Genomic DNA, 23,316 nt, shown 5'->3' on the forward strand with positions numbered 1-23,316 from the left:
GCTTTTGGTGGGACAGCGCCACTATTTACGCTTGCTACCCAGCAACGACCCCATCAACCCCCGCACCAACTGCCGCCCCAACTGGTTGGCCGCCTGCCGCACCGCCGACTTGATCGCCTGCCCCGCCGCGCTCTGCAGGAACTCCCCGGCCTTGTCCGCCAGGCTTTCCTCGTCCTTTTCCGCCTCCGCCGGCTTCTCGGCCACCTCGCCCTTGCGCGCGGTCAGCATTTCATAGGCAGACTCCCGGTCGATCGGCTTGTCGTAGCGCCCGGCCAACGGCGAAGCCGCCACCAGCGCTGCCCGCTCGGCATCGCTCAACGGCCCGATCCGCGACTTCGGCGGCGCAATCAGCACACGCTCGACCATCCCCGGCGTGCCCTTGTCCTGCAGGGTGCCCACCAGCGCCTCGCCAATCCCCAGTTCGGTCAGCACCGCCAGGGTGTCGAACGCCGGGTTGGGGCGGAAGCCGTCGGCCACTGCCCGCAGCGACTTCTGCTCCTTGGCGGTAAATGCACGCAGCCCGTGCTGGATCCGCAGGCCGAGCTGGGCCAGGACATCGTCCGGCAGGTCCCCTGGCGACTGGGTGACGAAATACACCCCGACACCCTTGGAACGGATCAGCCGCACCACTTGTTCCAGGCGGTCCTGCAAGGCCTTGGGCGTGCCGCTGAACAGCAGATGCGCCTCATCGAAGAACAGCGCCAGCAACGGCTTGTCGGCATCGCCGCGCTCCGGCAACTGCTCGAACAGCTCGGCCAGCAGCCAGAGCAGGAAGGTGGCATAGACCTTTGGCGACTCGTGGACCAGGCGGCTGGCATCCAGCAGATGGATACGCCCGCGCCCGTCGCTGGCCGGTTGCAGCAGATCCTGCAGTTGCAGCGCCGGCTCGCCGAACAGCGCCTCGGCGCCCTGCTGCTCCAAGGTCGCCAGGCGCCGCAACAGGGCCTGGCTGGAACCGCTGGTCATCAGCGCGCTGTCTTCGCCAAGCACTTGCGGATTGTCCTTGAGGTGCCCGAGCAGCGCCTTGAGGTCCTTGATGTCCAGCAGCAGCAGGCCTTCACGATCGGCCACCTTGAACGCCGCATAGAGCGCGGCCTGCTGGCTGTCGTTGAGTTCCAGCAGGTTGCCCAGCAACAGCGGCCCCATTTCGCTGAGGGTGGTGCGCAACGGATGGCCGGACTGCCCGTGGATATCCCACAAGGTCACCGGATACGCCTGGGGATGATGATTCAGCCAGGGCATGCCGGCGATACGCTCGGCCACCTTGCCCTGCGGATTGCCCGCCGCGCCCAGGCCGCACAGGTCGCCCTTGACGTCGGCGGCGAAAACCGCGACGCCGGCATCGCTGAACGCCTCGGCCAGGTGCTGCAGGGTCACGGTCTTGCCGGTGCCGGTGGCGCCGGCCACCAGGCCATGACGATTGGCCAGGCGCAGGGCCTGGGAAACCGGCTGTCCACCCAGGTCGGCGCCAAGAACGAATTGCGAGGAATCCACCATGTTTTTTCATCCTCCATATAAAGCTTTTGTATGAACCCGCACCTGACCATGAAGGGCATGGGCGAGTTGTTCCCGAACAACACCCCGCGCCTGGACAAGAAACCGGTCGAAGTGGAAATGGACGGCAAGCCGACCATCCTCAGCTTCACCCCGGTGAAAGGTCTGCCGTCGGCCAACTGGTATATCGGCCTGGCAGTAGACAAGGACAAAGCCTACTCGATGCTGAGCAAGTTCCGCACGTCGGCGGTGATTGCCACGGTGATTGCCGTTGCCATCATCATTGGCCTGCTGGGCCTGCTGATCAACGTCCTGCTGCGTCCGCTGCACACCATGATCCGCGCAATGGAAGGCATCGCCCAGGGCGAAGGCGACCTGACCCGCCGCCTCAACATCCACAACCACGACGAATTCGGCATGCTCGGCAAGGCCTTCAACCACTTCGTCGGGCGTATCCACGAGTCGATCCGCGAAGTGGCCTCGGCCACCGAGCATGTCAATGAAGTGGCCCTGCGGGTGGTCAGCGCCTCCAACTCGTCGATGGTCAACTCCGACGAGCAGAGCAACCGCACCAACAGCGTCGCTGCGGCGATCAACCAGCTTGGCGCCGCCGCCCAGGAAATCGCTCATAACGCCGCCCAGGCCTCGCAACAGGCCAGCTCGGCGCGGCACCTGGCGGAGGAAGGCCAGCAGGTGGTGGATCGCAGCATCCAGGCGATGAATCGCCTGTCGGACATGATCTCCACCTCCAGCACCCATATCGAGACGCTGAACAGCAAGACCGTGAATATCGGTCAGATCCTCGAAGTGATCACCAGCATTTCCCAGCAGACCAACCTGCTGGCACTGAACGCCGCCATCGAGGCGGCCCGTGCCGGTGAGGCCGGTCGCGGCTTCGCCGTGGTCGCCGACGAGGTGCGCAACCTGGCCCACCGCACCCAGGAGTCGGCGCAGCAGGTGCAGAACATGATCGAGGAACTGCAGGTCGGTGCCCGCGAATCGGTAGAAACCATGGGCCAGAGCCAGCGCCACAGCCACGACAGCGTGAACATCGCCAACCAGGCGGGCGAGCGCCTGAACAGCGTGACCCAGCGCATCGGCGAGATCGACGGCATGAACCAGTCGGTGGCCACCGCCACCGAGGAACAGACCGCCGTGGTCGACTCGATCAACATGGACATCAACGAAATCAACATGCTCAACCAGGAAGGCGTCGAGAACCTGCAATCGACCCTGCGCGCCTGCGCAGACCTGGAAGAACAGGCCGGCCGCCTGAAGCATCTGGTCGGCAGCTTCCGCATCTAAATGTCCCTACCCACCTGGCGGCTGCATGCCGCCGGGTGCGGCTGTTACAAATCGAACAAACTATTCTTTCCGTAGGTCAACCTTAAGGCGCGTCACCGCGGCCGCAGAACACCGCGTGACTGTCCAGAAGACGATCCCGGAGGGATGCTGATCGTGCATATCGCCGACATCACCATGTTCTACGCCCCCGCCAGCGGCGGTGTGCGTACCTACCTTGATGCCAAACACCGCCGCCTCGGCCTCGCCCCCAATGTCCGTCACAGCCTGCTGATCCCCGGCCCTGTCGCCCGTCACGAGAATGGAGTCCACGAAGTACCGGCACCGCCCCTGCCCTTCGGCAACGGCTACCGTTTCCCGCTGCGCCTGGCGCCCTGGTGCAACGTACTGCACGAGCTGCAACCCGACCTGATCGAGGTCGGCGATCCCTACCTCACCGCCTGGGCCGCCCTTGGCGCACGGCGCCGCCTCGACGTGCCGGTGATCGGCTTCTATCACTCCGACCTGCCGCTGCTGGTCAGCAATCGCATGGGCAACTGGTTCACGCCGAACGTCGAGGCCTATGTCAGCAAGCTCTACGGCAATTTCGACCGGGTCCTGGCGCCAAGCCAGGTCATGGCCCACAAGCTGCGCAGCCTCGGCGTGGGCAACGTCCATGTGCAGCGCCTCGGCGTCGACCTCAATACCTTCCACCCGGAGCGCCGCGACCCGAACCTGCGCGCCGAACTGGGCCTGGCCGACGACACGCGCCTGCTGGTGTTCGCCGGACGCGGCTCGCGGGAGAAGAACCTGCCGGTGCTGCTGGACTGCATCCAGCGCCTGGGCAAGCCCTGGCACCTGCTGCTGGTGGGCTCGCACATGCCCGCCAACGTGCCGGACAACGTCACGGTGTTCGGCGAATTCCGTCCCGCCAGCGAAGTCGCGCGCCTGCTGGCCAGTGCCGACCTGCTGGTGCACGCCGGCGACCAGGAGACCTTCGGCCTGGTCATCCTCGAAGCCATGGCCAGCGCCACCCCCGTGGTGGCGGTGGCGGCCGGGGCCTTCACCGAGATCGTCGACCCGGCCTGCGGCCAGTTGTGCACGCCGGGGGATGGCGCGGCCATGGCCAGGGCGGTGCAGGAAGTCTTCGAGCGCGGTAGCGAAAACCTCGGCCGCCAGGCGCGCCGGCACGTCGAGCAGCACTACAGCTGGGACAGCGTGGTCAGCGGCCTGCTCGACCACTATCACGCAGTGCTCGGCTACAACGACCTGCCGGTGCGCGCCCATGCCTGAGCCTTACGCCTGTCCGAGCGCCGGTCGCAGCGTGCTGCTGGTGCTGCATGACGTCGCCCCGGAAACCTGGCCGGACTACCAGCCCTTCGTCGAAGCCGTGGACGCCCTCGGGCATATCCCCATGACGATGCTGGTGGTGCCGGATTTTCACCACCGCAGTGCCGTGGCGCGGGACGGCATCTTCCGCCGGACCATGGAACAGCGCCTGGTGCGCGGTGACGAACTGGCGCTGCACGGCTACTACCATGCCGACGACGGCCCCGCACCACGCAGCCCCGGCGAATTTTTCATGCGCCGTATCTACACCTGGGAAGGCGAGTTCTACGGCCTCAGCCAGCAGCAGGCGCTGCAGCGGCTGGGCGACGGCATCGACCTGTTCCAGCGCATGGACTGGCCCTTGAGCGGCTTCGTCGCCCCGGCCTGGCTGATGAGCGAGGGCACGCGCCAGGCACTGCGCCAGTTGCCCCTGCACTACACCAGCGATCCGCAGCACCTCTATCGCCTGCCGGACTTCACCCGGATCGATGCCCCCGGCCTGGTCTGGAGTGCTCGCAGTGCATGGCGGCGCGGCCTGTCGAGAGTGGTCAGCGCAATGCAGGAACGGCGCATGAGCGACGCCAGCACCATTCGCCTCGGCCTGCATCCGGTGGACATGCGCCATGATTTCTCTCGCCTCTATTGGCTACGGACCCTGCAGCACCTGCTGGCGGACGGGCGCATCCCCATGACCAAGCTGGCCTGGCTGGCCAGCCGGCCCGGCACATGAACCGCCTCGGCTGGCTGCTGGCGGCGTTGCTGCTGGCGGCGCTGGTGCCAGCCCTGCTCGGCGGCAGCGACCTGCTGCCGCGCCTGCGCAGTTTTCCACCCGGCCTGCTGCTGGCGCTGTTCGCCATGATCCTCTGCTGCTGGGGCATCAACGCCCTGCGCCTGCGTCTGCTGCTGGGCAGCCAGGGAGAGAAGATCGGGCGACTGCGCAGTCTCGGGGTGATCATGGCCACCGAATTCGCCATCTGCACCACGCCCGGCGGCAGCGGCGGCCCGCTGACCCTGATGGCGCTGCTGTCACGCGACCGCGTGCGACCGGCCCACAGCGGCGCGGTGTTCGCCATGGACCAGTTGAACGACCTGCTGTTCTTTCTTTGCGCGGTGCTGGGCATCGTCATCTACACCCTGTTCCACCGCCTCGGGCGCAGCCTCGAAGGCCTGCTGCTCGGCAGCGCGCTGCTGATGCTCGGCGTGCTCGGCCTGGCCGTGGCGCTGCTGCGCTGGCGCCGCGGGCTGATGCGCTGGAACGGGCGGTTGCTGAAACGCGTGGGCGTGGGTGGAACGAAACGGCGGCGTTGGGCGCGACGGCTGCTGCATTTTTTCCGCGCGTTCCAGACAACCTTGCGCCTGCCACGACGCATCCTTGCCCTGGTATTCGGCCTGACCTGCCTGCACTGGGCGCTGCGCTACAGCGTGCTGTACCTGGTATTGCTGGGACTGGGCGGCAACCTGCAGTGGATCTCCAGTTTCCTGGTCCAGGTGCTGTCGTTGAGTGCGGGGCAGTTCAGCCTGCTGCCAGGAGGCGCGGGGGCGGCGGAGCTGACCTCGGCGGCGCTGCTCACGCCCATGGTGGGCAAGTCAACCGCGGCGGCCGCGGTCCTGGTCTGGCGTGTGGTGACCTACTACTTCTACCTGGTCGCCGGCGGGCCGGTGTTCCTCTGCCTGCTCGGCAAGCCCTTGCTGGAGCGGATCGCCGCTCGCCGCTAGCTGCGCCTGCCACAGCTCGGCGGCACCGGGAAAATCGGTGCCGTCCTCACTGTCCAGCGCATCCGGGTCGTAACGGCTGAGGCAACCCTCGCCCAGGGTGGGCGGGGCATGGGCGGTGGCTTTGTCGAGTGGATCGCTCATCGCACCGCCCCCTCGGGTCAGTTGAAGACCACGGTCTTGTTGCCGTGCACCAGCACGCGGTCTTCGAGGTGATAGCGCAGGCCACGGGCCAGGACCATCTTCTCGACGTCGCGACCGAAGCGCACCATGTCCTCGATGCTGTCGCTGTGGCTGACGCGGACCACGTCCTGCTCGATGATAGGACCGGCGTCCAGTTCCTCGGTGACGTAGTGGCAGGTCGCGCCGATCAGCTTCACGCCGCGCAGCGAGGCCTGGTGGTACGGCTTGGCACCGACGAAGGACGGCAGGAAGCTGTGGTGGATGTTGATCACCTGCTGGGCGTATTCCTCGCACAGCTGCGGCGGCAGGATCTGCATGTAGCGCGCCAGCACCACCACGTCGGCACCGTGCTCCTTGACCAGGCGCGACACCTCGGCGAAGGCCGGCTGCTTGTCCTTCGGATCGACCGGAACGTGGAAGAACGGGATGCCGTGCCACTCCACCATGCTGCGCAGATCGTCGTGGTTGGAGATCACGCAGGGGATATCGCAGTCCAGTTCGTTGCTGTGCCAGCGGTGCAGCAGGTCGGCCAGGCAGTGCGACTCGCGGCTGGCCATCAGCACGACGCGCTTCTTCTGGTCGGTGTCGGTGATCCGCCAGGTCATGGAGAACTCTTCGGCGATCGGGGCGAATGCTTCGCGGAAAGCCTCGATGCCGAACGGCAGGGTATCGGCACGAATTTCGTGACGCATGAAGAACCAGCCGCTCAGGTCATCGGAGTGGTGGCTCGCTTCGGTGATCCAGCCGTTGTGGGAGGCCAGGAAATTACTGACCTTGGCGACAATGCCGACACGGTCGGGACAGGCGATCACCAGCCGATAGGTACGCATGCAGGGGGACTCCAGAACTTCGCAAAGGCGCACATTCTAACGATTGCCCGGCAAAACTACAGTATCCGTGTGACATCCGGGCACCGCGCCCGTCCCCCGGAGGCGCTGCCCGGCGACGCAAGATCAGGAGGTAAGCGGCTCATTAAATTAGTTGCGAATTTTGCCTATGTGCACTTGTAAAGTACCCGTCGCACAATCCAGTCCCGGAATAAACATTGAAAGAGCACGGCACTTGAATGTTTACTTGGGCAAATTGTCTGACTATTATTGCGGCACTGTTATCCCCAATGCCCTAATTTCCAAGGAACGTCTCATGTCCCTGATCAACGAATATCGCGCTACCGAAGAAGCCATCAAAGAACTGCAAGCCCGTCTGCAGAGTCTGTCCGCCGACGACAAGCTGCAGAAAGAACTGGAGTTCGAAAAGAAGCTGCGCGAGCTGATGGGGACCTACAGCAAATCGCTGAAAGACATCATTGCCCTGCTGGATCCGGATGCAAAACTGAACAAGGTCCAACGCGGCGCCCCGGCCAAGACTACCGGCACCAAGCGCGCGCGCAAGGTCAAGCAATACAAGAACCCGCACAATGGCGAAATCATCGAAACCAAAGGCGGCAACCACAAGACGCTGAAAGAGTGGAAAGCCAAGTGGGGCGGCGACGTGGTTGAAGGCTGGGCTACCCTGCTGGATTAATTTGCGCCCATATCAAAAAGAACGCCGGCATCTGCCGGCGTTTTTTATTAAACAATCTTTACATTTGCACCATTCCAAGGCGCTGCCGCAATTGCGCGGCATGTAGGCGCCACTCCTCCAGCAGTCCCCGCTGAGCGCCCTCTACACCCGTCATGGCCTGAGCCAGAGCACTCTCGAACGCTGCCAGGGTATGCGGCGCGCCCATCGCTTCATCAGTCAGGCGCTGCTGGCAGAATGTTCGCCACTGCACTTGCTCCGCTTCACTGAGGCTCGCCGGAAAGTTCCGAGCCCTATATCGGAACAACAAATCCGTCAGACGCGGGTCATCGAACATCCAGCGCCCCGTTGCCAATTGCTGCGGATCGGCCATCCGTACCTGCTCGCATAAACGCCGGTCGCGATCACCGAAAAAGCCGTCATAGAGTTGCTGTTCCGGGTCTTCACTCGCGGCGAAATCGGAGCCCGAATAAATTGACGTCAATTTATCTTCCCACTGCTCGCGAGCAGCAATCAGCTGTTCACCACGGCGTAGCAATTCGGACATGTCGAGACCCAGGCGCTGCTGATCTTCCTTGCGCAATACCGCCAATGGAGCCACCACCGGGCAACGATTGATGTGCAGCAACTTCAAGGGAACCGGCAATTGTCCTTCAGGCATTTCCTCGCGGCGCGTGTATAACCGCTGGCGCAATACTTCGGAATCTTCCGTCAGCAACGGTGCAATATCCTGGTGCAGGTCACAAACAATCAGGCCATTGCGATTGCTCGGATGCCAGCCCAACGGCAGCACCACCCCGAGATAATTACGCGCTGCCGAGAAGCGCCCGGAAATATGCACCAGGGGCTGCAACAAGCGAACCTGGTCGAGGACTTTCTGTTTGCTGCGCAGTTCGAACAACCACTCATACAGACGCGGTTGTTTCTCGCGGATCAAACGGGCCAGGGCGATGGTGGCGCGCACATCGGACAGCGCTTCGTGGGCCTGGCCATGGTGGATGCCGTTGGCCGCGCTGAGCAGTTCCAGGCGCAGGCTGACCTGGCCGTCCACCCGCGGCCAGTGGATACCCTCGGGGCGCAGCGCATAGGCGGTACGGACCGTGTCGATCAGGTCCCAGCGACTGTTGCCGCCCTGCCATTCGCGGGCGTAGGGATCGAAGAAGTTGCGGTACAGGCTGTAGCGGGTCACCTCATCGTCGAAGCGCAAGGTGTTGTAGCCCGCGCCGCAGGTACCGGGACGCGCCAGTTCGGCATGCACCCGGGTCATGAAGTCGGCCTCGGCCAGCCCGTCCCGGGCCAGCTGGGCCGGGCTGATCCCGGTGATCAGGCAGGCAGCCGGATGCGGCAGGATATCGTCGCTGGGCTGGCAGAACAGATTGACCGGCGCTTCGATCTCGTTGAGGTCCAGATCGGTACGCACGCCAGCGACCTGCAAGGGCCGGTCGCAGCGCGGATTGATGCCGGTGGTTTCGTAGTCGTGCCAGAAAATGCTGGTGCTCACGGCGGGCTTCGTCCTGAACGATGAAATCGCCGGAGTCTACCTCATGCCGAAGTCGGCAACGGCCGGAAACTGAAGTAGGTACGCAGGGCGCCGACCAGCTGGTCGTACTCTCGTGGCGCCTGCAACAGCATGAAGCCGGAGTCATAGAAGCCGGGACTTTCGTCTTCGTGACACCACAGGCAGCTGGCAGTCAGGCTGATGCGCTCCCATTTGCCGCCCTCGGCGGGAATACGCAACTGCAGTTCAAAGTCGGGTCCGACCAGCAAAGGCAGGGTGCTGATCAACATCAAGCCGTCTTCCGAAGCGTTGCCCAGGTAACCGATGGGCCGGTCGGTGAAACGGTTGTAGACCTTGAGGAAATAGGGGAGCAGGTGACGCTCGATTCGGCGCTCGTTATACATGGCAATGGATCGCAATGGATAACCCTTAGAGCAGGGTCGCGCTAGTGCCGTCTTGTACAGGTGCACGCTCTTTGTACACAGTCTGTTGCATTCAGAGTAGCGCACACCGGGGCAATGCTTCCAGCGGAAAATTGCCCCGACGGTCAATCAGCGCAGCGGCGCCAGTGGTGCGGGACGCGGCACCGCCGCCTCGCCTTCGCGATAGTGGCCAAGCTGCTCAAGGGTTTGCAGGCGGGCGCGGGCGCGGTAGGCATATTCGTTCCGCGGGTACTGCTGAATGATGTACTGATAGGTCTGCGCCGCATCGACGAACAGCTTCTGCCGCTCCAGGCACTGCCCGCGCAGCATCGCCGCTTCCGGCCAGATGAATGGGCGCGCGCGGCTGGTGCGATCGACCTGCGACAGCTCCAGGGTGACCCGCTCGCAATCGCCGCGATCATAGGCACGGTAGGCATTGTTCAGGTGGTGGTCCATGGACCAGCGGGTGCAGCCGACGACACTGGTCGCCAGGGCCAAGACAATCAGGGCTCGCATGGGGGTTCTCCTTTGCTGAGCACTATATCGGCGTTTTCCGACAAATCTATAGTCGACACCGGGTTTGACCACGAGCGCTTCACAACTTCCGCCAAACCCGTTCAAACGCCAGCCACACCCCTCCCAAGGTAGTGCAAAGGAACAATGACTACAGCCTATTTCCGGGGTAGCCTTTCGCAGCGCTTCACTACAGGAGTCTGTGCATGACCATCCGCCGCACCAAAATCGTTGCCACCCTCGGCCCCGCCAGCAATTCACCGGAAGTGATCGAACAGCTGATCCTTGCCGGCCTGGATGTCGCCCGCCTGAACTTCTCCCACGGCACCCCGGACGAGCACAAGGCCCGCGCCCGCCTGATCCGCGAAATCGCCGCGCGTCATGGCCGTCACGTGGCACTGCTGGGCGACCTGCAGGGTCCGAAGATCCGCATCGCCAAGTTCACCAACAAACGTATCGAACTCAAGGTCGGTGACCGCTTCACTTTCTCCACCGCCCACCCGCTGACCGACGGCACCCAGCAAATCGTCGGCATCGACTATCCGGACCTGGTCAAGGACTGCGGCGTCGGTGACGAACTGCTGCTCGACGACGGCCGCGTGGTCATGCGCGTCGAGACCGCTACCGCAGACTCGCTGCACTGCGTGGTGCTGATCGGTGGCCCGCTGTCCGACCACAAGGGCATCAACCGCAAGGGTGGCGGCCTGACCGCGCCGGCCCTGACCGAGAAAGACAAGGCCGACATCAAGCTGGCTGCGGAAATGGACCTGGACTACCTGGCCGTGTCCTTCCCGCGTGACGCTTCCGACATGGAATACGCCCGTCGCCTGCGCGACGAAGCCGGCGGCAGCGCCTGGCTGGTATCCAAGATCGAGCGCGCCGAAGCCGTGGCCGACGACGAGACCCTCGACGGCCTGATCCGCGCCAGTGACGCAGTGATGGTTGCCCGTGGCGACCTCGGCGTGGAAATTGGCGATGCCGAGCTGGTGGGCATCCAGAAGAAGATCATCCTGCACGCCCGCCGCCACAACAAGGCAGTGATCGTCGCGACCCAGATGATGGAGTCGATGATCCAGAACCCGATGCCGACCCGCGCGGAAGTGTCCGACGTGTCCAACGCCGTGCTGGACTACACCGACGCCGTCATGCTCTCGGCCGAAAGTGCGGCCGGTGCCTACCCGCTGGAAGCGGTGCAGGCCATGGCGCGGATCTGCCTGGGCGCGGAAAAGCACCCGACCAGCAAGACCTCCAGCCACCGCATGGGCACCCAGTTCAGCCGTTGCGACGAGAGCATCGCGCTGGCCGCCATGTACACCGCCAACCACTTCCCGGGCGTGAAGGCGATCATCGCCCTGACCGAGAGTGGCTACACCCCGCTGATCATGTCGCGGATCCGTTCCTCGATCCCGATCTTCGCCTTCTCCCCGCACCGCGAGACCCAGGCGCGCGTGGCCATGTTCCGCGGCGTCTACACCGTGCCGTTCGACCCGGCGGCGCTGCCACCGGAGCAGGTCAGCCAGGCGGCGGTCGACGAGTTGCTCAAGCGCGGCGTGGTCGAACAGGGCGACTGGGTCATCCTGACCAAGGGCGACAGCTACCACACCATTGGTGGCACCAATGGCATGAAGATCCTGCATGTCGGTGATCCGCTGGTTTGATCGCTGCTGTGAATGAAAACGCCCGGCCTTGAGCCGGGCGTTTTTTTTGAGCGACCACAGCCCCTGTGGGAGCGGGTTTACCCGCGATTACTGTAGTGAGTTCAGCATAGCAATCGCGGGTAAACCCGCTCCTACAGGGGCACGCGGTCGCTCTCAGAAATCAGGCATGCCCCACGAACAGATCGGAATACACCTGGTTGCGCGGCACACCGGCCAGGAACAGTCGGCGGGAGAACTCTTCGACACTCCCCGGCGCCCCGCACACCAGCGCCACCGTCTGCCGCGACTGCACCCGCAGCGATGCCAGCGCCGCCGGCAATTCACCGGGCGTCACCAGTTCCACCTGCAATTGCGGATAGCGCTCCGCCCTCTCCTTCAACTCATCTGCCAGATAATGCCCCGCGCCATCACGCGCCAGGTGCAACAGCCGGATCGGCCCGCGATGCCCCTGCCTCAACGCCTCCCGCAGAATGCCCCACAACGGCGCCAACCCGGTGCCCGCCGCCAGCAACCAGAGCGGTCGGTCCTGCCACTCCGGGTCGTATTGCAAGGCGCCGGCGCGCAGTTCGCCAAGGCGCAATTCCGCACCCACGGCGAGTTGCCGCGCCGGCGTGCAAAACGCCCCCGGCTGCCGACAATCGATATGGAACTCCAGCCACGGATCCTCGCCCGGGACGCTCGCCAGCGAGTACGGGCGCGCGACGCCATCGGCGTTCCACAGCAACAGGTGCTGCCCCACTTGGTAACGCAGGCCGTTCAACGCCTGCAGGCGCAAACGCAACACCTCGCCCCCCAGCCAGTCCGCCGCCACCACCCGTGCCGGCTGGCCATCCACCCGCGGATCGAACAGCGCCACGCGCAGGTCCCCGTCGACCCGGCACTGGCAGGCCAGGCGCCAGCCACGCTCGCGCTGCGCGGCACTCAACGCCTCGGGCCGCTCATCACCGGGCTCGCCCTCCAGGCAACGCACCAGGCAGGCATGGCAACTCCCTGCCCGGCAGCTGTAGGGCACGCCACAACCCGCCGCATTCAGCGCATCGAGCAGGTTGCTGCCGGGCGCGACCGACCACTGCTGGTCGCCGACACGCAGTTCGGGCATCGAAGCTCATCTCCAGAAAATATTCGTACGCCAATCTAGGCCTGTTCTATTGGACAGGCCAAGGGCAAACAGCAAAAACGATGCCGGGCGATCACCGACCATGGTTGGACCACTGGCGCGTGTACCAACCGCCGAGGCGCGCTATACTGCCGCGCCTTTTTTGCGTCGGACATTTTGTCGCGGCGCTTCTGAAAGGTCGTTTCGACAACTCGGCCTGTCCGCGTCGGAATACCTTATTGAATGTTCCCGTGTTTAAGAGGAGCGCGCTGCATGACCGTGATCAAGCAAGACGACCTGATTCAGAGCGTCGCCGATGCCCTGCAATTCATTTCGTACTACCACCCCGTCGATTTCATCCAGGCGATGCACGAGGCCTACCTGCGTGAAGAGTCGCCCGCCGCGCGCGACTCCATCGCCCAGATCCTGATCAACTCGCGCATGTGCGCCACCGGCCACCGCCCGATCTGCCAGGACACCGGTATCGTCACCGTGTTCGTCCGCGTCGGCATGGACGTGAGCTGGGACGGCGCCACCATGAGCGTCGACGACATGATCAACGAAGGCGTGCGTCGCGCCTACAACCTGCCGGACAACGTCCTGCGCGCCTCGATCCTGGCCGACCCGGCCGGTGCCCGCAAGAACACCAAGGACAACACCCCGGCGGTCATCCACTACTCCATCGTCCCGGGCAATACCGTGGAAGTGGACGTCGCGGCCAAGGGCGGCGGCTCCGAGAACAAGTCGAAGATGGCCATGCTCAACCCGTCCGACTCGATCGTCGACTGGGTTCTCAAGACCGTCCCGACCATGGGTGCCGGCTGGTGCCCGCCAGGCATGCTCGGCATCGGCATCGGCGGTACCGCCGAGAAGGCCGCGGTGATGGCCAAGGAAGTGTTGATGGAATCCATCGACATCCATGAGCTGAAAGCCCGTGGCCCGCAGAACCGCATCGAGGAACTGCGCCTGGAGCTGTTCGACAAGGTCAACCAGCTGGGCATCGGTGCCCAGGGCCTGGGCGGCCTGACCACCGTGCTCGACGTGAAGATCATGGACTACCCGACCCACGCCGCCTCGCTGCCGGTGTGCATGATCCCGAACTGCGCCGCCACCCGTCACGCCCACTTCGTGCTCGACGGCTCCGGCCCGGCCGAACTGGAAGCGCCGTCGCTGGACGCCTACCCGGAAATCGTCTGGGAAGCCGGCCCATCGGCCCGCCGTGTCGACCTCGACACCCTGACCCCGGAAGACGTGCAGAGCTGGAAGCCGGGCGAGACCATCCTGCTCAACGGCAAGATGCTCACCGGTCGCGATGCCGCGCACAAGCGCATGGTCGAGATGCTCAACCGCGGCGAAGAGCTGCCGGTGGACCTGAAAGGCCGCTTCATCTACTACGTCGGCCCGGTCGATCCGGTGCGCGAGGAAGTCGTTGGCCCAGCCGGTCCGACCACCGCCACCCGCATGGACAAGTTCACCCGCCAGATCCTCGAGCAGACCGGTCTGCTGGGCATGATCGGCAAGTCCGAGCGCGGCCCGACCGCCATCGACGCGATCAAGGACAGCAAGGCCGTGTACCTGATGGCCGTCGGCGGTGCTGCGTACCTGGTGGCCCAGGCGATCAAGAAATCCAAGGTCCTGGCCTTCGCCGAACTGGGCATGGAAGCGATCTACGAGTTCGAGGTCAAGGACATGCCGGTCACCGTCGCGGTGGACAGCAAGGGTGAGTCGGTACACATCACCGGTCCTGCGATCTGGCAGAGCAAGATCGCCGAAAGCCTGGCGGTGGAAGTGAAGTAAAGTCCCAAGCCTCAAGCGGCAAGCTTGAAGTGAAAGGCAAAAGCGGCGTGGGTTTTCCCACGCCGCTTTTTTATTGCCCGGCCGTCACAGGGTGATGCGGGTACCCAGCAAGCCGAGGAAGCCTGCCAGCCAGGCCGGGTGGGCCGGCCAGGCCGGAGCCGTGGCGAGATTGCCTTGGACGTGGGCCTGGGTCACCTCGATGTCGACATAGCGACCACCGGCCAGCTTCACTTCCGGCGCACAGGCCGGGTAGGCGCTGCACTCGCGCCCTTCCAGCACGCCCGCCGCTGCCAGCAGCTGGGCCCCATGGCAGACGGCCGCGATCGGTTTGCCCGCCTGGTCGATGGCCTTGACCAGCGCCAGCACCTCCTCGTTCAGGCGCAGGTACTCGGGGGCACGGCCGCCGGGGATCACCAGGGCGTCGTAATCCTCTGCCTTGACCTTGGCGAAATCGAAGTTGAGGCCGAAGTTGTGCCCCGGTTTTTCGCTGTAGGTCTGGTCGCCCTCGAAATCATGGATCGCCGTGCGCACCGACTGGCCGGCCTGCTTGCCCGGACACACCGCATGCACGGTATGCCCGACCATCTGCAGCGCCTGGAACGGCACCATCACTTCGTAGTCTTCGACGTAGTCGCCCACCAGCATCAGAATCTTCTTCGCCGCCATCGCATGATCTCCTTTAGTGCACAGGGAAAAATCTACCCAGACACGTTAGACCTTGTCAGCGGTTTGCGGGTCAAGACGTTAGTCGCGCCGATCCAGCAGGTTCACCACCAACCGGTCGAGCCAGCCCCAGATCCGCTGCTGCACCCGTCGCCACAGCGGCCGGGCACGCCAGTCGTCGAGACTGACCTCCTTGCTCAAGGCGAAGTCGCGGACGAAGCTTTCGCTCACCGCCCGGTTCAGCCCCGGATCGATGGCCTCGACATTGGCTTCGAGGTTGAAGCGCAGGTTCCAGTGATCGAAGTTGCACGAACCGACGCTGACCCAGTCGTCCACCACCACCATCTTCAGGTGCAGGAAGCACGGCTGGTATTCGAAGATCCTCACCCCGGCGCGCAACAGCCTCGGGTAATAACGATGACCGGCGTAGCGCACCGACGGGTGATCGGTGCGCGGACCGGTCAGCAGCAGGCGCACATCGACGCCACGGGAGGCGGCGCGGCGCAGGGCGCGGCGGACCTTCCAGGTCGGCAGGAAATACGGGGTCGCCAGCCAGATACGCTGCTGACTGCTGTTCAGGGCACGGACCAGCGATTGCAGGATGTCGCGGTGCTGACGGGCGTCGGCGTAGGCCACCCGGCCCAGCCCTTCGCCACTGACCGGCAAGCGTGGCAGGCGCGGCAGGCCGAAGTGGGTCGGCGGTCGCCAGGCAACCCGCCGCGGGTTGGCCCGCCATTGGCGGTCGAAGAGCATCTGCCAGTCGGCCACCAGCGGCCCCTGGATCTGCACCATGACTTCGTGCCATTCGCTGGTGTTCTCGGCTGGCTGCCAGAACTCGTCGGTGACCCCGGTACCACCGACCCAGGCAACGGACTGGTCCACCAGCAGGATCTTGCGATGGTCGCGATACAGGTTGCGCAAACCCCGTCGCCAGCGCAGCCGGTTGTACCAGCGCAGCTCGACCCCGGCCGCCTGCAGGCGCTGGCGCAGGCCCAGGGTGAAGGCCAGCGAACCATAGTCATCGAACAGGCAGCGCACCTGCACGCCCCGCTCCGCGGCGCTGACCAGCGCCAGGACCATGGCCTCGGCGCAGGCCCCCGCCTCCACCAGGTACAGCTCCAGGTCGACCTGGAACTCGGCGCGGGCAATGGCGGTGAGCATCAGCGGGAAAAACGCCGGTCCGTCGATCAGCAGTTCGAATTGATTGCCGGAGCGCCAGGGAAAGACCGGCCCGGCCATGTCAGCGCGCCGTGAAGATCAGCACCGCACCCACCGGCACCGAGAGGTTGATCGACTTCAGCCCGGCGGCCTTGCGCAGGGTCTCCAGGCCAGGCGCCAGGTCGAAGTGCTCGGCACGCAGGACCAGCGGCTCCAGGGTCACCACCTGGAAGCGCCGCTCGTCGAGGCGGGTCGCCAGGAGCTGGGCGTTGTAGCTGTGGGTCTTGCCGTGCAGGGTGACGTTGACCGGCAGGCGCAGTTCCAGCTGGGCGCCGTTGGCCAGGTCGTTGATCGGGCGCAGGTCGAGCTGGGCGCGGATTGTCGCGTCGGGGAAGGTGTCGACGACGAACAGGTCCTTGCGCATGCGTTCGTCGCGCAGGGGGATGCCGCTGCTGACCGATTCCATCTCGACTTCAAGCTCGGCCGCGCCCTTGCGGTCGACCTTGCCGTGCAGCACCAGGAAGCGGTGCACTTCGGACACGTCGCCGTTCTTGCTGGTGATGAAGGAAAGGCGCGATGACTCGTTGTCCAGGTACCAGTTGGCCTGGGCGGGAAGGCAGACGATCGCCAGCGCGGCGAGCAGGAGGCGGAGCGAGGTGGGCATGCGAAATCCTGAAACACTTTGGCGCTCAACCTTAACCGTCCGTCCTCATGGCAGCAAGCGACAGCCCTCGCGCGGGCCTTGCCAGCGGGCACGGGCGTCACGCCCCAGGCCACTGGCAAACACCTCCCGGGCCTGCTCATCGTCACGCAGCGCACTGAGGGGCAGCCACTGCTTCACATAGCCCAGGCAGTACTCGGGATCGAAGCCCGTGACATAGCGGCACGAGCAGTACTCCTTCGCCGTGTAGGCGCTGAGTATGCCGGGAAAGGCGCTCAGCGCCGCCCGTTCGGACCAGCCCCACACCAACAGGCCAAGGACGATCAACAACAGCAGGCGCTTCATGGCTGCTCTCCGGGAAAGGCGGCCAGGACCTGGCGCAGCAGGGTATTGTGCTGGAAGCTGCCGTCGCGGTCGTCGGCGTAGCGCACGATCACCAGCCGTTGCCTGGGCAGCACATACAGGGCCTGGCCCCAGTGGCCGAGGGCAGCGAAGGTATCGCCTGGCGCGTCGGGCCAGGCCGCGTTGCTGTTCAGCCACCAGTGGCCGCCGGGCATGGCTTCGCCAGGTGGCCCGCCGGCCCCGGCGAAGGGCCGCAGGTTGAAGGCCACCCACTGCGCCGGGAGCAACTGGCGGCCTTGCCAGCGGCCATCGTCGAGCATCAGCTGGCCGATCCGGGCCAGCTCCCGGGCGGTCATGTAGAGGTAGGAAGAGCCGACGAAGGTGCCCTGGGCGTCCCGTTCCCAGACTGCCTTGTCGATGCCGAGGGGCTCGAACAGTGCGCGCCAGGGATACTCGGGATAGCGCTCGGGCCCGACCATCTGCCGCAACGCGGCGGCCAGGACATTGCTGTCGCCACTTGAATAGAGGAAGCGCTCGCCCGGCGCAGCGGCACGCTCATGAGCGGCGGTGAACCCGGCCATATCGCTGCGGCCCGTGGTGTAGAGCATCGCCACCACCGAGGATTTCAGCGGTGCGTATTCGTAGTCTTCCTGCCAGCCGAGGCCGCTGGCCCAGTGCAGCAGGTCCTGGATACGCACCTGCGGGTGGGCCTGCATCGGCGGGTAGAACCTGGCGGCGGGGTCGTCCAGCTGGAAGCGGCCTTCGCCGTAGGCCACACCGAGGACCGTGGCCAGGACGCTCTTGCTGATGGACCAGGTCAGGTGCGGGGTGTCCGGGCCGGTCGGGGAGGCGTACTGCTCGAAGACCACCTTGCCGTCCTGGATCACCAGCAGCGCATCGGTGCGCACGCCTTCGCGGGTCTGCTCGTTGCGCGGCGGGAAGGCGTAGGCGCGGAGGTCTGCCTCATTGGCAAAGGTTGGGCTGGAGAGGAAGAACAGGATGGCAAGGAGCGCGGTGCGCATGGTCTGTACCCGGGGAGCGTGACCGGGCAAGCGTAGCCCGAGTTCGTGACAACTGGTGGAACAGCCGGACGCATCCCCTGTGGGAGCGGGTTCACCCGCGATTACGGTGCTGGATTCACTGCTGCAATCGCGGGTAAACCCGCTCCCACAAGGGATGCGCGGTCAGCCTGCGATACCGTTCCAGGCCTTGGCCAGACGCTTGGCCCGTGCAGCACTGGCAATCTCCAGGATGCCCTGGTCACGCATCCACAGGTTGGCCCACTCGCCCTCGGTGCCCGCCAACGCCTTGTTGATCTCGTCACGCATCCCGCCGAACTGGGCGAACAACCCGCCCAGCAGCAGATGGCAGGCTGGCGACTCGGCGCTCTGCCGGCTGCCTTCGGCACAGCCCGCGAGCAATGCCAGCAGACGCAGCATCAGGCCCTGGTCCCAGCCATTGGCACGTCCGATGCCGTACAGCCAAGCCGCCAGGGCACTCAGCACATAAAGGTCTTCCAGCGAGCGAAACGGTTTCACATAGCCATCCCAGCCATCCCCCGCCAGCCGCTCGCACAATGCCTGCTCCAGGTGCAGGCGGGCATGCCCGACTTCCGGCATCAGCGGCAACGCCGGCAGCGGATCGAGGCGCACCCCGGGCTCACCGGGATAGACCACCGCCAGGCTCACCTGCGGCGCGTCCCCCGGCAGCTCGCTGCGTGCCGCCACCAACAGCCAGTCGGCATCGGGGCCGCAGGTGACGAAGTCCTTGCTGCCCTCCAGGCGCAGGGCTTGCAGATCAAGGCGCATCGCCATGTCCGCCGGGCGCACGCTGCGTTTTTCGCTGGCACACAGGGCGCCAAGGCTGTCCGGCGCGCTGGGCCAGAGCACCCGCAGCGCCGCCTGGTAGCCGGCGAGGAACGCCAGCCCCGGCGTCGGCATGGCCTGGCCACCGAGGACCGCCAGCTCGAACGGCGACACCGGCCCCAGGCGATCCAGCAAGCCGGCCCAGGTGTCGCCAAGGTTCTCCAGCAGGGGTTGCGCGAGGGGTCGATTCAGGCGTTCCAACCAGCTCATGAAAGGCTCCTTGGGGGCTGTCATACAAGCATCACCAAACATTCACGGGGGTGACACCCCCTCTACCTAGTCTGAGCTTGCACAACAAAGTCGACCGGCCGCAACCCCATGGCTGGCTTATGGAGACTCGCAATGACTCAGATCGCTCGCTCTGGCGACAACAGCACTGAACGCCGTCTGCAAGCCGAACGCCTGGTTGGCCCGGCTGCCCTGCGCGAGGCCCAGGCCCTGCGTTTCAGTGTCTTCAGTGGTGAATTCAAGGCCAAGCTCAAAGGAGCCGAGCAAGGCCTGGACATGGACGACTACGACCCGCACTGCATGCATATCGGCGTGCGCGACCTGAACAGCGGTCGCCTGGTGGCCACCACCCGCCTGCTCGACCATCGCGCCGCCAGCAGCCTGGGGCGCTTCTACAGCGAAGAAGAATTCAGCCTGCATGGCCTCGGCCACCTGCAAGGCCCGATCCTCGAACTCGGCCGCACCTGCGTGGACGCTGCCTACCGCAACGGTGGCACCATCGCCGTGCTGTGGAGCGAACTGGCCGAGATCCTCAACGAAGGCCGCTACAGCTACCTGATGGGCTGCGCCAGCATCCCCATGCAGGACGGCGGCGTACAGGCCCACGCGATCATGCAGCGCCTGCGCGAACAGCACCTGTGCACCGAGCACCTGCGCGCCGAACCGAAGAATCCGCTGCCCAGCCTGGCCCTGCCGGGCAACGTCATCGCGCAGATGCCACCACTACTCAAGGCCTACATGCGCCTGGGCGCGAAGATCTGCGGCGAACCGTGCTGGGACGAGGACTTCCAGGTCGCCGACGTGTTCATCCTGCTCAAGCGCGACGAGCTCTGCCCGCGCTACGCCCGTCACTTCAAGGCGGCGGTGTGATGCAGCGCCTGCGGGTGTTCGCCCGCATCGTCCGGGTGTTGCTGGTGGTGCTGCTGGGCCTGGGCATGGCCTCGCTGTTCGGCCTGTTCGAACGCCTCGGCATCAATGCTTCGGCGCAACGCCGGCAGCGCTGGTCGCGGATCTTCATGCAGCGCCTGGTCAACGCCCTGCCGTTTCGCGTGAAGGTGATCGGCGAACTGCCACAACAGCCGATGCTATGGGTCAGCAACCATGTGTCGTGGACCGATATCCCGGTGCTCGGCATGCTCGCCCCGCTGTCCTTCCTGTCCAAGGCCGAAGTGCGCACCTGGCCGGTGGCCGGCTGGCTGGCGCACAAGGCCGGGACCCTGTTCATCCGTCGTGGCGGCGGCGACAGCCAGTTGCTGCGCCGGCAGATCAGCCAGCACCTGCAAAAGGACTGCGCCCTGCTGATCTTCCCCGAAGGCACCACCACCGATGGCCGCAGCCTGCGCACCTTCCATGGTCGCCTGCTGGCCAGCGCCATCGACAGCGAAGTGCCGCTGCAACCCATCGCCCTGCGTTACCTGCGCAACGGCGAGGCGGATCCGATCGCTCCGTTCATTGGTGATGACGACCTGTTGTCGCACCTGATGCGCCTGTTCGCCCAGCCTTGCGGCGACGTCGAGGTGCATCTGCTGGCGCCTATCCCGAGCAAGGGTGTGGAACGTGCCGCCCTGGCCTTCCAGGCCCAGCAGGCGATAAGCCGCGCACTGTTTGGCGAGGAAGCCGCGCAAGCCCTGCCTCAGCGCCGCGCCAAGGCGGCCTGAGGCTCCTGCAAGGCAGCGGCGGCAAAGGCCTGCAACTGCGGGTAGAACTGGCGGAAGTCCTCCAGCAGCAACGGATACAGGGCTTCCACCTCCGCCATCGCGCCGGCCATGCCTTCCGGTCGCGACAGGCGCCGGGCGATACCGCGGAACACCTGTTCCAGGATGGCGAATTCTCGGTACGAACCCAGCCAGTCGTCGGCGGCCATCAGCGGCGCGATATGCGCCAGCCGCCCCGGCAGCGCCTGCTCCGCCATCAGCACCTGGTAGACCCGCGCGGTGAACTGCGGCAACGGCTGTTGCGCGTAGTCCTGCCAGTGCAGGGCCAGGCAGTGGTCGAAAAACACATCGAGGATGATCCCGGCGAAACGCCGACGCTCGGCAGGAAAGCGCGCCAGCGAAGCCAGCACCAGCGGGTGGCTGTCGGTGAACGTGTCGATACGCCGGTGCAGGCGGATCGCCTGTTCCAGTGGCAGCGGGAAGCGACCTTCCAGCGGGCCCTTGACGAAGTCGCCGTAGAGGCTGCCGAGCAACTGCTCGGGCTGGTCGCCGCCGAGATGGAGGTGGGCTAGATAGTTCATGGAGTGTGAGTCTAAGGCATTTGTCCAGTACTCACCGGCCTCATCGCCAGCCCAGGCACCCATAGATCGATTTCTTCTGCCCGCCAAACCAATTCATATTTGTATATCGCGAAATACCGATTTATATTTCGTCCCATCGCGATATACCGCTACACACCCCACGAGCCCGACCATGCCCCTTGATCTCGACGAAATAATAAAAGCCCTCGCCCACCCCGTGCGGCGCGACATCCTCGGCTGGCTGAAAGACCCGCAGACCTGCTTCCCCGACCAGCACCACAGCCTCGACAACGGCGTGTGCGCCGGGCAGATCGACCAGCGTTGCGGCCTCTCGCAGTCCACCGTCTCGGCGCACCTGGCCACCCTGCAACGGGCAGGCCTGATCAGCAGCCAGAAGGTCGGGCAGTGGAACTTCTTCAAACGCAACGAGGACACCATCCAGGCGTTTCTCGCGCAATTGAGCCGTGAGCTCTGAACAGGAATCCCATGCCCCTTTCCCTCTTGATCCTGGCGCTCAGCGCCTTCGCCATCGGCACCACCGAGTTCGTCATCATGGGCCTGCTGCCCGAGGTGGCCACCGACCTCGGCGTGTCGATCCCCGGCGCCGGCTGGCTGGTCACCGGCTACGCCCTGGGCGTGGCCGTCGGTGCGCCGTTCATGGCCATGGCCACCTCGCGCCTGCCACGCAAGCTGGCGCTGGTCTCGCTGATGGGCGTGTTCATCGTCGGCAACCTGCTCTGCGCGGTGGCCAGCGACTACAACCTGCTGATGTTCGCCCGGGTGGTCACCGCACTCTGCCACGGTGCCTTCTTCGGCATCGGCTCGGTGGTCGCCGCCAGCCTGGTGCCGGCCAATCGCCGGGCCTCGGCAGTGGCGCTGATGTTCACCGGCCTGACCCTGGCCAACGTCCTCGGCGTGCCACTGGGCACCGCCCTGGGCCAGGTCGCCGGCTGGCGCTCGACCTTCTGGGCCGTGACCGGCATCGGCATCATCGCCCTGATCGGCCTGATCCGCGTCCTGCCGCTACGCCATGACGAGGAAAAACTCGACATGCGCGCCGAACTGGCTGCGCTCAAGGGCGCCGGCATCTGGCTGTCGCTGTCGATGACCGTGCTGTTCTCCGCCTCGATGTTCGCCCTGTTCACCTATGTCGCGCCGCTGCTCGGCGATGTCACCGGCGTCACCCCGCGCGGCGTGACCTGGACCCTGCTGCTGATCGGCCTGGGCCTGACCCTGGGCAATATCCTCGGCGGCAAGATGGCCGACCGTCGCCTGGGTGCGACCCTGGTCGGCGTGTTCGCTGCCATGGCGGTGGTGTCCACCGTCCTGAGCTGGACCAGCGTCGCCCTGATTCCCACCGAGATCACCCTGTTCCTCTGGGCCACCGCTGCCTTCGCCGCAGTGCCGGCCCTGCAGGTCAACGTGGTGATGTTCGGCAAGGCCGCGCCAAACCTGGTCTCGACCCTGAACATCGGCGCCTTCAACCTGGGCAATGCCCTCGGCGCCTGGGTCGGAGGCCTGGTCATCGAGCAAGGCCTGGGTTTGACCCGTGTGCCCCTGGCTGCGGCGGCGCTGGCCGTGCTGGCGCTGATCGTCACCCTCATCACTTTCAGCCAGGGCGGCCCCAAGGCCGAACTGGCCCCGGCCACCCACTGAGG

Annotated in this window: 23 protein-coding genes and 2 pseudogenes; 11 read left to right on the forward strand and 14 right to left on the reverse strand. The window is 65.2% G+C overall.

Annotation, left to right across the window (positions count from 1 at the left end; translation table 11 throughout):
• Window positions 1-21: 21 nt before the first annotated feature.
• Window positions 22-1,497 (reverse strand): helicase HerA-like domain-containing protein, encoded by a 1,476-nt coding sequence (locus V0R59_RS04400; protein ID WP_330073367.1) that lies wholly within the window; start codon window positions 1,495-1,497, stop codon window positions 22-24.
• A 144-nt stretch (window positions 1,498-1,641) separates the two neighbouring features.
• Between V0R59_RS04400 and V0R59_RS04405 the strand changes: the two are divergent.
• From V0R59_RS04405 to V0R59_RS04420, 4 genes and pseudogenes are all read left to right on the forward strand, one after another.
• Window positions 1,642-2,799 (forward strand): annotated as a pseudogene (locus tag V0R59_RS04405) (methyl-accepting chemotaxis protein); the annotation flags it as partial.
• A gap of 144 nt (window positions 2,800-2,943) precedes the next feature.
• Window positions 2,944-4,068 (forward strand): glycosyltransferase family 4 protein, encoded by a 1,125-nt coding sequence (locus V0R59_RS04410; protein WP_330073366.1) that lies wholly within the window; start codon window positions 2,944-2,946, stop codon window positions 4,066-4,068.
• The gene (locus V0R59_RS04415; RefSeq protein ID WP_330073365.1) at window positions 4,061-4,834 is read left to right on the forward strand and encodes a polysaccharide deacetylase family protein; all 774 of its coding nucleotides are present in this window, start codon (window positions 4,061-4,063) and stop codon (window positions 4,832-4,834) included. Before V0R59_RS04410 ends, V0R59_RS04415 begins: the two co-directional genes overlap by 8 nt.
• A complete protein-coding gene (locus V0R59_RS04420; protein ID WP_330073364.1) occupies window positions 4,831-5,820 on the forward strand; it encodes a lysylphosphatidylglycerol synthase transmembrane domain-containing protein in 990 nt (329 codons plus the stop codon). Before V0R59_RS04415 ends, V0R59_RS04420 begins: the two co-directional genes overlap by 4 nt.
• On the opposite strand, the pseudogene V0R59_RS31835 reads toward V0R59_RS04420, so the two are convergent.
• Window positions 5,821-5,961, reverse strand: a pseudogene (locus V0R59_RS31835) (hypothetical protein); the annotation flags it as partial.
• Window positions 5,962-5,978: 17 nt separating this feature from the next.
• Entirely contained in the window at window positions 5,979-6,830 is an 852-nt protein-coding gene (gene purU / locus V0R59_RS04425) for a formyltetrahydrofolate deformylase (RefSeq protein ID WP_330073363.1), read from the reverse strand.
• A gap of 313 nt (window positions 6,831-7,143) precedes the next feature.
• Between purU and mvaT the strand changes: the two genes are divergently transcribed.
• On the forward strand, window positions 7,144-7,524 hold the full coding sequence (gene mvaT / locus V0R59_RS04430) for a histone-like nucleoid-structuring protein MvaT (protein ID WP_330073362.1): 381 nt from the start codon (window positions 7,144-7,146) through the stop codon (window positions 7,522-7,524).
• A 58-nt stretch (window positions 7,525-7,582) separates the two neighbouring features.
• Here the strand turns inward: mvaT and sbcB are convergent, their stop codons facing one another.
• The 3 genes from sbcB to V0R59_RS04445 form a co-directional block, all read right to left on the reverse strand.
• Window positions 7,583-9,022 carry an exodeoxyribonuclease I gene (sbcB, locus tag V0R59_RS04435; RefSeq protein ID WP_330073361.1) on the reverse strand — a complete coding sequence of 480 codons (1,440 nt, stop codon included), beginning with the start codon at window positions 9,020-9,022 and terminating at the stop codon, window positions 7,583-7,585.
• A 41-nt stretch (window positions 9,023-9,063) separates the two neighbouring features.
• Window positions 9,064-9,423, reverse strand: a complete 360-nt coding sequence (locus tag V0R59_RS04440; protein WP_330073360.1) for a PilZ domain-containing protein — start codon at window positions 9,421-9,423, stop codon at window positions 9,064-9,066.
• Between the two features lie 147 nt (window positions 9,424-9,570).
• A complete protein-coding gene (locus V0R59_RS04445) occupies window positions 9,571-9,957 on the reverse strand; it encodes a tetratricopeptide repeat protein (protein WP_330073359.1) in 387 nt (128 codons plus the stop codon).
• A 203-nt stretch (window positions 9,958-10,160) separates the two neighbouring features.
• On the opposite strand from V0R59_RS04445, the gene pyk reads away from it, so the two are divergent.
• Window positions 10,161-11,612 carry a pyruvate kinase gene (pyk, locus tag V0R59_RS04450; RefSeq protein ID WP_330073358.1) on the forward strand — a complete coding sequence of 484 codons (1,452 nt, stop codon included), beginning with the start codon at window positions 10,161-10,163 and terminating at the stop codon, window positions 11,610-11,612.
• A gap of 160 nt (window positions 11,613-11,772) precedes the next feature.
• Here pyk and V0R59_RS04455 read toward each other — a convergent pair whose 3' ends face one another.
• A complete protein-coding gene (locus V0R59_RS04455; RefSeq protein ID WP_330073357.1) occupies window positions 11,773-12,711 on the reverse strand; it encodes an iron-sulfur-binding ferredoxin reductase in 939 nt (312 codons plus the stop codon).
• A gap of 270 nt (window positions 12,712-12,981) precedes the next feature.
• On the opposite strand from V0R59_RS04455, the gene V0R59_RS04460 reads away from it, so the two are divergent.
• The gene (locus V0R59_RS04460; protein WP_330073356.1) at window positions 12,982-14,505 is read left to right on the forward strand and encodes a fumarate hydratase; all 1,524 of its coding nucleotides are present in this window, start codon (window positions 12,982-12,984) and stop codon (window positions 14,503-14,505) included.
• Between the two features lie 84 nt (window positions 14,506-14,589).
• Here the strand turns inward: V0R59_RS04460 and V0R59_RS04465 are convergent, their stop codons facing one another.
• The 6 genes from V0R59_RS04465 to V0R59_RS04490 form a co-directional block, all read right to left on the reverse strand.
• Window positions 14,590-15,171, reverse strand: coding sequence for a DJ-1/PfpI family protein (locus V0R59_RS04465; RefSeq protein WP_330073355.1), 582 nt, complete (start codon window positions 15,169-15,171; stop codon window positions 14,590-14,592).
• Between the two features lie 78 nt (window positions 15,172-15,249).
• On the reverse strand, window positions 15,250-16,407 hold the full coding sequence (locus tag V0R59_RS04470) for a phospholipase D-like domain-containing protein (RefSeq protein WP_330073354.1): 1,158 nt from the start codon (window positions 16,405-16,407) through the stop codon (window positions 15,250-15,252).
• Window position 16,408: 1 nt separating this feature from the next.
• Entirely contained in the window at window positions 16,409-16,990 is a 582-nt protein-coding gene (locus V0R59_RS04475) for a YceI family protein (protein ID WP_330073353.1), read from the reverse strand.
• 45 nt (window positions 16,991-17,035) lie between these two features.
• Window positions 17,036-17,332, reverse strand: a complete 297-nt coding sequence (locus tag V0R59_RS04480; protein WP_330073352.1) for an amidase — start codon at window positions 17,330-17,332, stop codon at window positions 17,036-17,038.
• Entirely contained in the window at window positions 17,329-18,351 is a 1,023-nt protein-coding gene (locus V0R59_RS04485) for a serine hydrolase domain-containing protein (protein WP_330073351.1), read from the reverse strand. Before V0R59_RS04485 ends, V0R59_RS04480 begins: the two co-directional genes overlap by 4 nt.
• 162 nt (window positions 18,352-18,513) lie before the next feature.
• Window positions 18,514-19,404 carry an acyl-CoA dehydrogenase family protein gene (locus V0R59_RS04490; protein ID WP_330073350.1) on the reverse strand — a complete coding sequence of 297 codons (891 nt, stop codon included), beginning with the start codon at window positions 19,402-19,404 and terminating at the stop codon, window positions 18,514-18,516.
• Window positions 19,405-19,536: 132 nt separating this feature from the next.
• Between V0R59_RS04490 and olsB the strand changes: the two genes are divergently transcribed.
• Window positions 19,537-20,292, forward strand: coding sequence for an L-ornithine N(alpha)-acyltransferase (gene olsB / locus V0R59_RS04495; protein WP_330073349.1), 756 nt, complete (start codon window positions 19,537-19,539; stop codon window positions 20,290-20,292).
• Entirely contained in the window at window positions 20,292-21,080 is a 789-nt protein-coding gene (locus V0R59_RS04500; protein ID WP_330073348.1) for a lysophospholipid acyltransferase family protein, read from the forward strand. Before olsB ends, V0R59_RS04500 begins: the two co-directional genes overlap by 1 nt.
• On the opposite strand, the gene V0R59_RS04505 is transcribed toward V0R59_RS04500, so the two are convergent.
• Complete coding sequence (locus V0R59_RS04505; RefSeq protein ID WP_330073347.1) at window positions 21,056-21,658, reverse strand: acyl carrier protein phosphodiesterase; 603 nt, start codon at window positions 21,656-21,658, stop codon at window positions 21,056-21,058. The two genes, V0R59_RS04500 and V0R59_RS04505, sit on opposite strands and share 25 nt — an antisense overlap.
• 172 nt (window positions 21,659-21,830) lie before the next feature.
• Here V0R59_RS04505 and V0R59_RS04510 point away from each other — a divergent pair, with 172 nt between their 5' ends.
• A complete protein-coding gene (locus tag V0R59_RS04510) occupies window positions 21,831-22,133 on the forward strand; it encodes an ArsR/SmtB family transcription factor (RefSeq protein WP_330073346.1) in 303 nt (100 codons plus the stop codon).
• A gap of 11 nt (window positions 22,134-22,144) precedes the next feature.
• Window positions 22,145-23,314, forward strand: coding sequence for an MFS transporter (locus V0R59_RS04515; RefSeq protein ID WP_330073345.1), 1,170 nt, complete (start codon window positions 22,145-22,147; stop codon window positions 23,312-23,314).
• The last annotated feature ends 2 nt before the right edge of the window (window positions 23,315-23,316 follow it).

The organism is Pseudomonas ulcerans (genome assembly GCF_036324125.1).
GTDB lineage: Bacteria > Pseudomonadota > Gammaproteobacteria > Pseudomonadales > Pseudomonadaceae > Aquipseudomonas > Aquipseudomonas ulcerans.

Bases quoted from the DNA above. Each gene is read 5' to 3' on its own strand.
- V0R59_RS04480 (WP_330073352.1), bottom strand. From the start codon at position 17,332: ATGAAGCGCCTGCTGTTGTTGATCGTCCTTGGCCTGTTGGTGTGGGGC.
- V0R59_RS04415 (WP_330073365.1), top strand. From the start codon at position 4,061: ATGCCTGAGCCTTACGCCTGTCCGAGCGCCGGTCGCAGCGTGCTGCTG.
- purU (WP_330073363.1), bottom strand. From the start codon at position 6,830: ATGCGTACCTATCGGCTGGTGATCGCCTGTCCCGACCGTGTCGGCATT.
- V0R59_RS04410 (WP_330073366.1), top strand. From the start codon at position 2,944: ATGCTGATCGTGCATATCGCCGACATCACCATGTTCTACGCCCCCGCC.
- V0R59_RS04510 (WP_330073346.1), top strand. From the start codon at position 21,831: ATGCCCCTTGATCTCGACGAAATAATAAAAGCCCTCGCCCACCCCGTG.
- mvaT (WP_330073362.1), top strand. From the start codon at position 7,144: ATGTCCCTGATCAACGAATATCGCGCTACCGAAGAAGCCATCAAAGAA.
- pyk (WP_330073358.1), top strand. From the start codon at position 10,161: ATGACCATCCGCCGCACCAAAATCGTTGCCACCCTCGGCCCCGCCAGC.
- V0R59_RS04485 (WP_330073351.1), bottom strand. From the start codon at position 18,351: ATGCGCACCGCGCTCCTTGCCATCCTGTTCTTCCTCTCCAGCCCAACC.
- V0R59_RS04500 (WP_330073348.1), top strand. From the start codon at position 20,292: ATGCAGCGCCTGCGGGTGTTCGCCCGCATCGTCCGGGTGTTGCTGGTG.
- V0R59_RS04455 (WP_330073357.1), bottom strand. From the start codon at position 12,711: ATGCCCGAACTGCGTGTCGGCGACCAGCAGTGGTCGGTCGCGCCCGGC.
- V0R59_RS04440 (WP_330073360.1), bottom strand. From the start codon at position 9,423: ATGTATAACGAGCGCCGAATCGAGCGTCACCTGCTCCCCTATTTCCTC.
- V0R59_RS04400 (WP_330073367.1), bottom strand. From the start codon at position 1,497: ATGGTGGATTCCTCGCAATTCGTTCTTGGCGCCGACCTGGGTGGACAG.
- V0R59_RS04420 (WP_330073364.1), top strand. From the start codon at position 4,831: ATGAACCGCCTCGGCTGGCTGCTGGCGGCGTTGCTGCTGGCGGCGCTG.
- V0R59_RS04445 (WP_330073359.1), bottom strand. From the start codon at position 9,957: ATGCGAGCCCTGATTGTCTTGGCCCTGGCGACCAGTGTCGTCGGCTGC.
- olsB (WP_330073349.1), top strand. From the start codon at position 19,537: ATGACTCAGATCGCTCGCTCTGGCGACAACAGCACTGAACGCCGTCTG.
- V0R59_RS04470 (WP_330073354.1), bottom strand. From the start codon at position 16,407: ATGGCCGGGCCGGTCTTTCCCTGGCGCTCCGGCAATCAATTCGAACTG.
- V0R59_RS04465 (WP_330073355.1), bottom strand. From the start codon at position 15,171: ATGGCGGCGAAGAAGATTCTGATGCTGGTGGGCGACTACGTCGAAGAC.
- V0R59_RS04515 (WP_330073345.1), top strand. From the start codon at position 22,145: ATGCCCCTTTCCCTCTTGATCCTGGCGCTCAGCGCCTTCGCCATCGGC.
- V0R59_RS04460 (WP_330073356.1), top strand. From the start codon at position 12,982: ATGACCGTGATCAAGCAAGACGACCTGATTCAGAGCGTCGCCGATGCC.
- V0R59_RS04505 (WP_330073347.1), bottom strand. From the start codon at position 21,658: ATGAACTATCTAGCCCACCTCCATCTCGGCGGCGACCAGCCCGAGCAG.
- V0R59_RS04490 (WP_330073350.1), bottom strand. From the start codon at position 19,404: ATGAGCTGGTTGGAACGCCTGAATCGACCCCTCGCGCAACCCCTGCTG.
- V0R59_RS04475 (WP_330073353.1), bottom strand. From the start codon at position 16,990: ATGCCCACCTCGCTCCGCCTCCTGCTCGCCGCGCTGGCGATCGTCTGC.